This is a genomic window from Moorena sp. SIO3B2, assembly GCF_010692525.1.
Lineage (GTDB): Bacteria > Cyanobacteriota > Cyanobacteriia > Cyanobacteriales > Coleofasciculaceae > Moorena > Moorena producens.
On the sequence record NZ_JAAHHE010000106.1, the window covers coordinates 8487 to 21142 of the forward strand.

The 12656-nt window shown below is 43.8% G+C and carries 7 protein-coding genes and 1 pseudogene; 4 read left to right on the forward strand and 4 right to left on the reverse strand.

The features are described 5' to 3' along the window. Positions 1-782: 782 nt before the first annotated feature. Positions 783-1253, reverse strand: coding sequence for a molybdenum cofactor biosynthesis protein MoaE (locus tag F6K38_RS20850; protein WP_287265686.1), 471 nt, complete (start codon positions 1251-1253; stop codon positions 783-785). 429 nt (positions 1254-1682) lie between these two features. Between F6K38_RS20850 and F6K38_RS44300 the strand changes: the two are divergent. The 4 genes and pseudogenes from F6K38_RS44300 to F6K38_RS20865 form a co-directional block, all read left to right on the forward strand. Then, positions 1683-4535: pseudogene (locus tag F6K38_RS44300) on the forward strand (PAS domain S-box protein); the annotation flags it as partial. Then, positions 4527-6251 carry a PAS domain-containing sensor histidine kinase gene (locus F6K38_RS44305; RefSeq protein WP_502708812.1) on the forward strand — a complete coding sequence of 575 codons (1725 nt, stop codon included), beginning with the start codon at positions 4527-4529 and terminating at the stop codon, positions 6249-6251. The pseudogene F6K38_RS44300 and the gene F6K38_RS44305, both read left to right, overlap by 9 nt. Positions 6252-6558: 307 nt before the next feature. Further along, complete coding sequence (locus F6K38_RS20860) at positions 6559-6990, forward strand: response regulator (RefSeq protein WP_008186031.1); 432 nt, start codon at positions 6559-6561, stop codon at positions 6988-6990. A gap of 222 nt (positions 6991-7212) precedes the next feature. Continuing rightward, complete coding sequence (locus F6K38_RS20865; protein WP_044493705.1) at positions 7213-9105, forward strand: hybrid sensor histidine kinase/response regulator; 1893 nt, start codon at positions 7213-7215, stop codon at positions 9103-9105. A 286-nt stretch (positions 9106-9391) separates the two neighbouring features. Here F6K38_RS20865 and xth read toward each other — a convergent pair whose 3' ends face one another. The 3 genes from xth to F6K38_RS20880 form a co-directional block, all read right to left on the reverse strand. Further along, entirely contained in the window at positions 9392-10180 is a 789-nt protein-coding gene (gene xth, locus F6K38_RS20870; protein WP_287251384.1) for an exodeoxyribonuclease III, read from the reverse strand. A gap of 299 nt (positions 10181-10479) precedes the next feature. Next, the gene (locus F6K38_RS20875; protein WP_008186039.1) at positions 10480-11535 is read right to left on the reverse strand and encodes a P-loop NTPase family protein; all 1056 of its coding nucleotides are present in this window, start codon (positions 11533-11535) and stop codon (positions 10480-10482) included. A gap of 899 nt (positions 11536-12434) precedes the next feature. Next, positions 12435-12656 (reverse strand): hypothetical protein (locus F6K38_RS20880; RefSeq protein WP_287357316.1); only part of this gene is annotated, 222 nt, incomplete at its 5' end.

The following is a 12656-nucleotide window of genomic DNA, read 5'->3' on the forward strand; positions in this document are numbered from 1 at the left end:
ACTTGAGTAAAGTGGAATTAGAAAAAGCGATCGCTCAATCACTAAAACGATAAGTAGATAGAATTTAGAATTTAGAATTTAGAATTTAGAATTTAGTTGTAGGGTGGGCATTGCTTGAAATCAACCCCCAACCCAGGCAGAATTCATCTGAGCAATGCCCACCAACCAGGATACCTTAGGCCTGTTTCCAACTCCCAAACATTCTGGAATTTACATCAGTCTTTGCCCACCCTAGGGTATTGGTGGGCATTGCCCATATCATTGATAGCTGTTCAATCATGATATTCCGAGAGCAATGCCCACCCTACAATTTTACTTGAGTAAAGTGGAATTAGAAAAAGCGATCGCTCAATCACTAAAACGATAAGTAGATAGAATTTAGAATTTAGAATTTAGAATTTAGAATTTAGTTGTAGGGTGGGCATTGCTTGAAATCAACCCCCAACCCAGGCAGAATTCATCTGAGCAATGCCCACCAACCAGGATACCTTAGGCCTGTTTCCAACTCCCAAACATTCTGGAATTTACATCAGTCTTTGCCCACCCTAGGGTATTGGTGGGCATTGCCCATATCATTGATAGCTGTTCAATCATGATATTCCGAGAGCAATGCCCACCCTACAATTTTACTTGAGTAAAGTGGAATTAGAAAAAGCGATCGCTCAATCACTAAAACGATTAAAACGATAAGTAAAAAAGTTGGTGCTACAGGGAGCTATTCTATAATTCTTCATTCTACATTCTACATTCTACATTCTTCATTCTTCATTCTTCATTCTTCATTATGATTGCTCACACGCCCCAATACTGACCCAAGTGCTGGAACCATCATCCCAATGCTCTTTTTTCCAAATCGGAGCATTATGCTTCAAGGTGTCAATAGCATATTTACAAGCTGCAAAGGCTTCTGAACGATGAGGACAGCCAATAGCGACTAACACGCTAATTTCCCCAATTTTTAAGCGACCGATGCGATGATGGATTACCACCCGATTCACATCAGACCATGAGGCACGAATCTGGGCAGCAATTGAGGAAAATACCCGTAATGCCATGGGCTCATAAGCTTGATACTCTAATGCTACCACTGGTTTCCCATCAGTCTGATTACGGACTGTGCCACTCATCATCACCACAGCTCCATTAGCCGGATCTTCAGCAAGGGCGTAAAGTTCTGATAGGGATAAGGGAGCGATGGTGATTGAAAAACTATCTACCGTTTGCTTTTCAGTGATCTTGGGCAGGGGAGTCATTGCCTGAGAATTCTAAGAAGTGTTAAGATTAGTAACAAATTCAGCTATAATATAGTTTATTTATATTTGTTGGTTGGATTTAATCAATACCCAACCTTAGCCCCATGTTCCGATTTGTTTAAAATACTTTAAAAATTAGGAGCAGGTGCTCTAAATTCAGATAGTATACCTAAATAATATTCAAATAATATTAAATTAAATCAGAAGTTTTTTCTCTGACAAGGGCAATGATGGCGTTGTGGAGGGCTATTTCTCAGTAGCCCACAAACATCTGCCGTTAATCCATTGATGCTACCTATCCTTAACCTCAAGCTAATTCAAGTCAAGCTCATCCTAGCTGATCAGTGATCAGTCTTATCGTCTTGAGCAACAGCCAACCTAGGGCTGATCATAACTAGGGCTGATTATAACCCGTTTGGAGATTATTTGATGGCAGGAGGAGAAGAGGCTGATGAACCAGCAAAGCTGGCAGCCCAAAACTCTTATAAAAGAATTACTGACCCTGAGCTCCAACAGGCGTTTGATGATGTCACAGCATTAGCCGCACAAATTTGCCAAACGCCCATGGCTCTGATTACCCTGATTGACTGTTACTGTCAATGGTGTCAGTCTAATCTGGGCTTAGATGAAACGTCAATAAGTCAAAATACCTTTTTATCCGGCCATCGGATTGAGTCAGCTGAGGTATTGGTAGTTCAGGATACCCTGGCTGATCAACGGTTTGCCACTGATCCTTTAGTTACTGCTGAGCCTCATATTCGGTTTTATGCTGGAGTTCCCCTAATTACCTCTGAGGGATACCCTCTGGGAACACTTGCCGTAATCGATCAAGTGCCAAAGGAACTTCAGCCACAACAGTTAGCGGGATTACAAGCCTTAAGTCGTCAACTGATCAGCCAACTGGAGCTAAAACAACAGTTAGCGGATTTACAGCAGCCTCAGTTAGAAAACCAAGGTTTTGAACCTGAATTTACCCAGGTTGACCAAGAACTGCTGGATTTTTTAGAAAATGGCTGCGTTGGTCTCCATTGCGTGGATAGCAATGGCATTATCCTGTGGGCTAATCAGGCAGAGTTAGATCTGCTGGGTTACAACGCCGACGAGTATATCGGTCACCACATTGGTGAATTTTACCCGGAGCAAGAGGTAATTGAAGATATCCTGGCCAGACTAACTGCTGAAGAAACCTTAAAAAACTACGAAGCCAGACTCTTGTGCAAAGATGGCTCGATTCGCCATGTGCTGATTAACTCTAATGTCCTCTGGAAAAATGGCAAATTTGTCCATACCCGATGTTTTACTCGTGACATTACTGAATGGAAACGGATCCAGCAAGAACGCGATCGCTTTTTTGACCTCTCCCTGGATTTGCTGTGTATAGCTGGTTTCGATGGCTACTTTAAGCGCTTGAGTCCTTCCTTTACTAGCACCTTGGGTTACACCGAAGCAGAACTAAAAAGCACCACGTTTTTCAATTTTGTCCATCCCGATGACCGAGGAGCAACCAGGGCGGAAATAGAACAATTGGGGACTGGCATCCCTACTGTCTACTTCGAGAATCGCTATCGCTGTCAAGATGGGTCTTATAAATGGCTAGCCTGGGCTGCTTATCCAGTAGTGAACGATGGTTTAATTTATGCGATCGCACGGGACATTACCGAGGCCAAACAAAAGCAAGCCAGCCTCGAAGAGAGTGAAGCTCGCTTCCGGATGATGGCTGATCATGCCCCAGTAATGATCTGGATGTCAGGCACTGATAAACTTTATAACTTTTTCAATCAGCTTTCGTTGAACTTCACCGGTAAGACCCTCGAACTTGAATTGGGCAAGGGCTGGGCTGAAGGGGTGCATCCTGATGACCTAGAGTTCAGCTTCAATACCTATATATCTGCCTTCGACGCCAGAGAAAATTTTCGCATGGAGTACCGCTTGCGACGTAGGGATGGGCAGTATCGTTGGATATTAGATATAGGCACTCCCCGATTTACCCCCAATGGGGACTTTGCCGGTTACATTGGTTCTTCCATTGATATCACTGAGCGCAAACAGGCGGAAGAGGCCCTGCGTAGACAGGGTCTGATTTTTGAGAGTATCTTCGATGGGATCATAATCACGGACTTAGCCGGTAGGATAATTGATTGGAATCCTGCTTCAGCGCGAATATTCGGCTACACCAAAGCTGAGGTATTGGGTAAAACTGCAGGGATTTTGCACCGACCGGAAGAGGCGGCTGTTCTAACCGAGCAGATTATCCAGGAGATGACCAGTTCGGGACGTTGGTCTGGGGAGATTCACTTTATTGGCAAAGATGGCAAGTGTGGGGTGTGTGAAACGGTGGTAGTACCTCTTTATGATCAGCAAGACAATATGGTGGCAACCATTGGTCTAAACCATGATATTACCGAGCGGGAGCAAAATCAGCAGCAATTGTATCAGAGCGAGGCTCGCTATCGCGCTATTGTCGAAGATCAAACAGAACTGATCTGTCGTTTCCGTCCTGATGGAACTCTTACCTTTGTCAATGGTGCCTACTGTCGCTATTTCAGCAAGTCAGAGCAAGAGTTGATTGGGCAACGGTTTTTGCCATTGATTCCCGATCAGGATCTCAAAAGGCTAGAACAGTGTATTACTTCTCTAAGCCCGGAGAATCCGGTAGAAACGGTTGAACACCGGGTGATTATGCCCACAGGAGAGATTCGCTGGCAGCAGTGGAGCGATCGTGCCATCTTTAACGAGCATGGTCAATTAATTGAGCTCCAGGCAGTAGGGCGGGACATTACTGAACACAAGCACGCAGACGAGCAACTTTTGCAAAAGTCTCAGGCTCTGGAAACCTTCAGTAACAACCTCAAACACCTACATCGGCTGAATACCACCAATTACCAAAACTTTGACTTGCTGTATACTGACTATCTGGAGACGGGTTGTGAAATTTTAGGCATGCCCACTGGCATTATTAGTCAAATACACCTTAATTCCTACACCATCCTGTCGGTCAGGTCTGATCTAGAAGGGTTAGTCTCTGGCTCAGAGTTTGAATTAAAAAATACCTATTGTGCTGTAGTCGTTCGCGAAAAAAAGACCATTTCCTATACTCATGTAGGTGAGATGGAGCTAATGCATGCTCATCGAGTCTACCAAACTCTAAAACTTGAGTCCTATATCGGGACTCCCATATTTGTCTATGGTGAAGTCTACGGCTCCCTCAATTTTTCCTCAACCCAGGTCAGAGAAAGGGATTTCCAGCCTCACGAACGGGAAATTGTAGAATTAATGGCTCAAAGTCTTGGTCGATTAATTGCAGCTCATCAAGCGGAAATAGAGCGCCAACAGGCAGAAGCTGCACTGCTCGGTAGTGAATCGACCCTGCGTAGTTTTTTCAACAGTTCCGCACTATTGATGGGGGTCGTGGAACTGTTGGATGATGACATCCTGCATATTTCTGATAATAACAGTACAGCGAATTTTTTCGGGACTACACCCGAGGCCATGCAGAATCGGTTAGCCAGTGAGTTGGGGGCACCCAAAACTCATATCCATCGGTGGATTACCCATTACCGAGAAAGCCAACAAAGCAATCAGCCCATTTCCTTCGAGTATGATCACACCACTGAAACCGATACCCGCTGGTTATGCGCCACTGTATGCCCAATTCCCGACACAACCACTCCTCGCCCCCGATTTTCCTATGTGGTGGATGACATTACTGAGCGTAAGTTAGCAGAGCAAGAACTCAAGCGCCAAAATCAGCGATCGCAATTGTTTTCAGAAATTACCCTGAAAATCCGCCAGTCTCTACAACTGGATCAGATTCTGCAAACGGCGGTTACAGAAGTGCAACAATTTCTCAAGGCTGACCGAGTTGTACTGTTCCAACTGAGTTTTGATGGCTGGGGGAAAGTGCTTCAAGAAGCAGTAGTACCTGGTTGGCCAATCATGCTCGGACAAAGCATCGAAGATCCTTGCTTTCATGAAGAGTACCTGGACCAGTATCGTCAGGGAAGGGTTAGCAACATCTGTGACTTAGAAAAATCTGATATCCAAGCTTGCCATGTAGAAATGCTGCAACAGTTTGGGGTAAAAGCTAACCTAGTGGTGCCAATTCAGCAACAAGACCAACTTTGGGGTTTGCTCATTGCCCATCAGTGTTCGAATCCACGACAATGGACTAACTTTGAAAGTGAATTGTTGCAACAACTGGCCGACCAAATTGGTATTGCCTTAGCCCAAGCCCAGCTTTTAGGAACAGAAACCCGTCAGCGTCAGGAACTTGCCCGTTCTAATGCTGAACTGCAACAGTTTGCCTATGTAGCATCCCACGATCTGCAAGAACCCCTGCGCAAGATTCAGGCATTTGGCGATCGCCTTCAGACAAAGTATCATGAACAGTTAACGGAGCAGGGTCAGGACTACCTGGAACGGATGCAGAATGCTGCAGCACGGATGCAGGTGTTAATCAATGACTTGCTTAGCCTTTCCCGGGTGACCACCAAGGCCAGACCTTTGGTTGCGACTAATCTGGCTCAAGTGGTGCAAGAGGTACTCTCTGATTTAGAACTACGTATCCAGCAATCTGGTGGCGTAGTGGAAGTCGGTGAACTACATACTATTGAAGCTGATCCAGTGCAAATGCGTCAACTTTTGCAAAACCTGATCAGTAACGGACTTAAATTCCGACCAGAACCAAGAGGTAACCTCGTTAAAATTTATAGCCAACTGCTTCAGGAAAGTTTTCCCTTAAGTTATGGAGGCGCAACCGTTAATCAGCGTTGTCAGATCATAGTCGAAGACAATGGTATTGGGTTTGACCCCAAGTATGGCAATCGCATTTTCCAAACCTTTCAACGGCTCCATGGTCGCAGCGAATATGAAGGAACCGGCATCGGTCTAGCTATCTGCCGTAAAATTGTGGAACGCCATAATGGTAGCATCATGGCAGAGAGCACACCAGGACAGGGGGCTAAGTTTATTGTTAGGGTGCCGATTAAACAAAATTGAAGCTGGAAGATTGTTCGCGTAGCGTGGCCGAAAGGCCAAGGTTAAAGGTTAAAGGTTAAAGGTGAAAGGTGAAAGGTGAAAGGTTAAAGGTTAAAGGTTAAAGGTTAAAGGTTAAAGGTTAAAGGTTTAAGCTTAAACGTTAAATAATGAAAACATACTAGTAGTTGAGTGACTAATCCATAAAATACTTCAAATTTACACCTTTATACTTCATAACCCCTTCATAATGCCTTTATAATTCCTTTATAATTTTTGGTCGAGGAGATAATGCTGAGTGAATGAAAGCCGAAATCCCGTGATAATTTTAATGGCAGATGATGATCCGGATGATTGTCTATTGGCAAGGGAGGCTCTGTTAGAGAGTCAGTTGACCGATGAGCTATACTTTGTCAGTGATGGCGAGGAATTGATGGATTATCTGTATCACCGTGGTAAACACAGGCAGGCGAGCATGTCCCCTCGTCCAAGTTTAATCCTACTGGATTTGAATATGCCGAAAAAAGATGGTCGTGAGGCCCTCAGAGAAATTAGGGCTGATCCTAATCTACGAGTTATACCAGTTGTAGTGCTGACTACCTCAAAGGCTGAAGAAGATATCTATCACAGTTATAACTTAGGAGCAAATTCTTTCATCGTTAAGCCTGTCACCTATAGTTCCCTAATTGAGGTGATGGAAACGTTAAAAAAGTACTGGTTGGACATCGCCGAATTGCCCCCCGAAGGGAATAGATTGCCCTAACCGACTACCATGAGTAAATACTCACAACCGCCAGCTGAACGTTCTGATGTTTCTACTGATGTTTCTACTGTATCACTAAAAACTGATCCACTCAGGACTATTTCCAAAACCGACCCTCATCAATGTTCGTTGATCACAAAGCCAGCAAATTGCTTACCCTTTTCAGAACTCAGAACTCACCACCCTCGACTAATTTCCTTCGATTCCTCTGGTGCCAGACCAATGTACAACCCTTTGGTTAACGTATTACTCGTTGATGATGACGAAGATGACTATATTATAACTCGTGATTTACTGTCGGAAAACCGGAGAGCTAGATTTAGCTTGACTTGGGTGGCAACCTATGCTAAGGGCTTAGAAATGATTGGTCAGAACCACCATGATGTTTATCTACTGGACTACCGTCTTGGTGAGCATAATGGACTTGAACTCCTAGGTGAAGCCATTGCCAGGGGGTGTACAGCACCGATTATCCTCCTAACTGCTCAGGGAGACCATGAGGTTGACATGGAAGCCATGAAAGCTGGGGCAGCAGATTACCTGGATAAGAGTCAACTTAGAGGACCTTTACTAGAGCGTTCCATCCGCTATGCCCTTGAGCGCCAGCAAGCGCAACAAAAAATTCGGGAACAAGCAGCGTTGTTGGATGTGGCAACCGATGCCATTCTGGTTCGGGATCTAGACAATACTATCTCATTTTGGAATAAAGGAGCGGAGTGTCTATACGGTTGGCAGGCAGCAGAAGTGATTGGAAAAAAAGAGCATCTACTGCTGTACGAACAAGCACCAGCTGACCTAGCCGAGGCAGACCAAAGTGTTGCCAAAACAGGGGAGTGGTATGGTGAGTTGAATCAAGTCACCAAAGATGGCAAAGAAATTATTGTTGAAAGTCGCTGGACTTTGGTGCAAAATCCTCAGGGACAGGCCAAATCAATCTTGATTGTCAATACTAATATCACTGAAAAAAAACAACTGGAAACCCAGTTTCTCCACGCTCAGCGCATGGAGAGCATTGGTACCTTAGCTGGGGGCATTGCCCATGATTTGAACAACTTATTAGCTCCTATTCTAATGTCAGCTCAACTGTTGCAGCTGAAAATCTCAGATCAGCGGCATTTGCAACTCCTAAAAACTGTAGAGAATAATGCTAGGCGGGGGGCTGGTTTAGTCAAGCAAGTTTTATCCTTTGCTCGGGGTATTACAGGTCAACGAACGGTTTTACAAGTCAGGCATTTGATTCGGGAAATTCGCCACATTATCCTAGAAACATTTCCCAGATCCATTGAATTGTCTACGGATATAGACCCCAATCTTTGGTCTGTATCTGGGGATGCCACACAACTGCACCAAGTTTTGATGAACCTCTGCATCAATGCTCGTGATGCTATGGTTGATGGTGGAACGTTGACATTGTCTGCTCAAAATATTTTTTTAGATCCAAACTATGCCAGGATGCATATTGATGCCGATGTCGGTCCCTACATTGTGGTGACCGTTGCTGATAGTGGCATTGGTATTCCCCTGAAAATACAGCCAAGAATTTTCGAGCCATTTTTCACTACTAAAGAAATCGGTCAAGGTACAGGACTGGGTTTGTCTACTGTCAGAGGTATTGTGAAAAGTCACGGCGGTTTTGTAAATGTGTATAGTGAAGTGGGCGTAGGTACTAACTTTAAAGTATATTTGCCAGCAGTAGAACACTTCCCAATTCCTTCCGAGGAAGAACTAGAACTACCGACAGGAAACGGTGAGTTGATTTTAGTGGTGGATGACGAAGCTGCTATTGGTGAGATTACCAAGACTTCCTTAGAAAACTATGGCTATCGGGTGATGACTAGCAGGGATGGTAGGGAAGCGATCGCACTCTATAGGCAACATCAGGATGACATTAGATTGGTGCTGATGGATATGATGATGCCGGTTATGGATGGACCAACAACCATCCTTCAATTGCGAGAAATTAACTCGCAGCTCAAAATTATTGGCATCAGTGGGTTGCCTATCAGTGATAAAGTCGATGCGGCGGCTGAAGCTGGGGTTAAGACCTTTTTGTCTAAGCCTTACACCGCTAAGGAATTATTGCAGGCTATTGATGGTGTGCTTAAAGGTAGTTAATTGTTATATAGCAGTTGTCAATTTGGTGAGTACAAAGTTATCGGTTTTAGGGAACAGCGGATCTGGGAACAGCGGATCTGGGAACAGAAACATTTCTTAACCTTTACTTCGACTGCTATAATTATTAAGTTTAATGGTTAATTATTTATTTCAGTTGTGTAAGCATTCAGCTATCAGCTATCAGCTTATGCGCTAAAGATGGTGCTACTTGAGGTGCTTTTATTCAAAAGCTGACGGCTGACGGCTGATAGCTGATAGCTGAATGGCTTTTGCCGTTAAAACTTGACTATAAGTTAACGATTACAGGGGAATGGTCGCTAGGTTTATCTAGTTTTCTCGGTTCTATGTCAATGGTACAACTAATCGCTTGATTGTAAAGATTGGGGGTTAGGTAGATATGGTCAATCCGCCAACCCCGATTACCCCGAAAGGCACGGGTGCGATAGTCCCACCAACTAAAATTACCCCCTTCTTTGGTAAATTTGCGAAAGGCATCCCCTAAACCTAGGTCTAAGACAGATTGTAGGGCTTGACGTTCTACTGGGGAAGCCATGATGTGCTTTTCTTTGCCTTTAGGATTATGGATATCCCGGTCTTCTAGGGCAATATTAAAGTCCCCACATACACAAAGTTCATGGGACTGTTCTTCTAGGATACTGTGTAAATAGTCCCGCAGTATCTTCAGCCAACGCAGCTTGTAGTCGTACTTCTCACTGTTGACCGAAGCCCCATTGGGAACATATAGGTTAACAATGCGGACGCCGTCTACTGTAGCGCTAATCACTCGCTTTTGTTCATCTAGGTCCCCCACCTGAGCTGTATCCAACACGGCAGCAAAGCCCATACTTACGTCTGTAGCTGGTTTCCGGCTACAGATGGCTACACCGTTATAGGATTTTTGCCCAGAAATATAAAGGTAATAACCCAATTCTTCAAAAAGCGATCGCGGAAACTGGGCATCAACTACTTTAGTTTCTTGCAGGCAAAGCACATCTACTTGGGTACGTTGCAACCAATCTATTACTTGAGCTTGGCGACTCCGAATTGAGTTGACGTTCCAGGTAGCGATTTTCATTAGTCCTACAGCTGATTAAATTTAGTCCAAAACAGACAGCAACTACCTCTACACCAGCATTGGGGAGCAAGATATATATGCCTTCCACTCAGACATCAAAACCAGAGTACCATAGTTTTCAAGAGGCGAGTTTAGGCGTAAATTCGCCAGATATTACGTCGGACAGATGACGCTAATCCCCTTCAACTAAATTGAAGGGGTTGATTACAGTTTTTGATAACAGTTGATTAGGAGCTTGAAGTTTTTTTGAGTAATGGATAATGGGGCTTTGGGTAATTTATTATATTACCTGTTACCTGTTACATTTTGCCTTGTATAAATTGGTGTTCTGCCACCAACCTCCCTAACTCAGGCAACAAAGCCAAGTTACGAGGTCGCTGGAGACGATAAACACTACACTGATTGGCAAGCTGAGCACACTGAAGAAGATGGGATGCTTTCTCAGAGTCAAATAAACTGTTTAGACGGGAGTGATGGGATAGTTCCATCACCGCCTCCTGAAGTTTCAGACGCTTAATACTCAACTGTGAACCTGAAACCAGTACATAGATGCACCGGATTGGTAGTAGCGCTTGGGTAAAATCCTGATTTAACAGATAGCCAGGTTTATTTAACTTCGGTACCAGCAGACCCAGCTTATCCTGGTCATATCCCAAAACCTTAGCTACTTCTCGACTTAGTTTAATTTGAGGAAAGCTAGGAGCAACTTTCGCTTTCCCCTGATCCAATCTCACAGGTGCAACATCATCAGTGATGATTCTGTATCCCTGAGTATGGAGTGCAGCAGCAATTGAAGACTTACCTTCACCGGAATTACCCAAGAAAACAACCGCACCACCATTAATATTGACTACACTGGCATGTAGCACCAACAATCCCCGCTGATAAAGCAGAATCGCCATCACAGTTCCCACTAGAGCCGTTTGAATGCGGCTCAGGCAGGCTCCTGCTGCGGGAATGATTATAATCGTGTTTCCCCCCTGTACCAGAAACAGCCCTGTGTCTTTGAGATAAATCACTGCCTCATCTCGACTCAACTGGAAAGCCATCGGCTGCTGGATAACTTCCTTTGGAATGTAGTCACTGATTTTGCGATTCGGCGATCGCGTAGCGTGGCCTACGGCCTCAGCCGACGCTACGCGAACGCATCCCGTACTGTAATCATTACTCTGAATGTGAATCGTAACATCACACTCTACTTCTGCTGGGATAAACTCTGGGATTGGTAGCGCCGAGTGGATTCCCAAACCATAAGCAACATAGGAAAACAGCTTTTGCTTGTTGCCACCCAAGGCTTTGCAATCCACTGATTGGCTGTCAATTTCGGAGATATCGCCAACTGAACACTTAGACATTGTCTTAGAGATTGTGCCATCCAAACTCATAATTAATTTCTCAAATAACTATTGCGCGTAGATGCAATCACTAGAAACTGATGCAGTAGTTTCTTGACTCCCCTTGATGAGCCATTGCAGTTCAGAAATTACTCTGGCATCCGTTGCTCAAGCCTAATTGTAGGGGCGCAAGGCTTGCTCCCTCACTATATGTAGCTAAGTTTTAGCTATTATGGTTTAGTAATTAGCTTTTTCAGCTTAAAATCTAATTATCGTTAATAAAGCCCAATAAATTGCTGAAATTATTAAGATTAATTAATTACGCAATAAAAACGTAAAACCAAGTCTTTTATATTTCAATAATCCCCCTAAATCTACCTTAATAAGGGAATTGAGGGTTTTCATTAGTGATTTGAGATATAGTACTGGTTCCAAATACCATTCTAAAATTTGGTTCACAGTCCATAGCTGATCAATCTAATGGCAGATTTTCACCCCGGTAGCATTTAGACTATCTTCAACGGATTTAGCTTGATAATTTTAGCCCTTCAAGTCAATTAAACTGTATCCTAATTAATCGATTTTTTCCACAAATACCTAAAATTTTAATAAAACTTAAATTCTTTACCAAAATAAAAATTATAAAAATCTCTAATAATTAGCCATTATTAGAGATTTTACAAATGATTTGTAAACCGAGAACGTGATTTTTTTATAATTAAAAAAACTCGGTATTCTTTACCCCTGTTAGCAGATACCGAGTTCCGTGTTACCTAAAAGGTTTAATTTTATGTTCACATCTCAAATGGAAATGTTATAGCATTAGCTAGGGAGTAGGGAGTAGGGAGTAGGGAGTAGGGAGTAGGGAGTAGGGAAGTCAGAAGGTAAGCATTCAGCAGTCAGCAGTCAGCAGTCAGCGGTCAGCTTATTTTATTCAAAAGCACCGATTGCGCTACTTGAGGTGCTGCGCGAACAGTACCGTGGCACAGGCTAGAAGCCTGTGACCCATAAGCTAATAGCTGATAGCTGATAGCTGATAGCTGATAGCTGATAGCTGATAGCTGATAGCTGATAGCTGATAGCTGATAGCTGATAGCTGATAGCTGATAGCTGATAGCTGATAGCTGATAGCTGATAGCTGA

What these genes read in the sequence shown, in the direction of transcription:
- F6K38_RS20850 (WP_287265686.1), bottom strand. Translation starts at nt 1,253, where the DNA reads ATGACTCCCCTGCCCAAGATCACTGAAAAGCAAACGGTAGATAGTTTT.
- F6K38_RS44305 (WP_502708812.1), top strand. Translation starts at nt 4,527, where the DNA reads ATGGCTCAAAGTCTTGGTCGATTAATTGCAGCTCATCAAGCGGAAATA.
- F6K38_RS20860 (WP_008186031.1), top strand. Translation starts at nt 6,559, where the DNA reads ATGGCAGATGATGATCCGGATGATTGTCTATTGGCAAGGGAGGCTCTG.
- F6K38_RS20865 (WP_044493705.1), top strand. Translation starts at nt 7,213, where the DNA reads ATGTACAACCCTTTGGTTAACGTATTACTCGTTGATGATGACGAAGAT.
- xth (WP_287251384.1), bottom strand. Translation starts at nt 10,180, where the DNA reads ATGAAAATCGCTACCTGGAACGTCAACTCAATTCGGAGTCGCCAAGCT.
- F6K38_RS20875 (WP_008186039.1), bottom strand. Translation starts at nt 11,535, where the DNA reads ATGTCTAAGTGTTCAGTTGGCGATATCTCCGAAATTGACAGCCAATCA.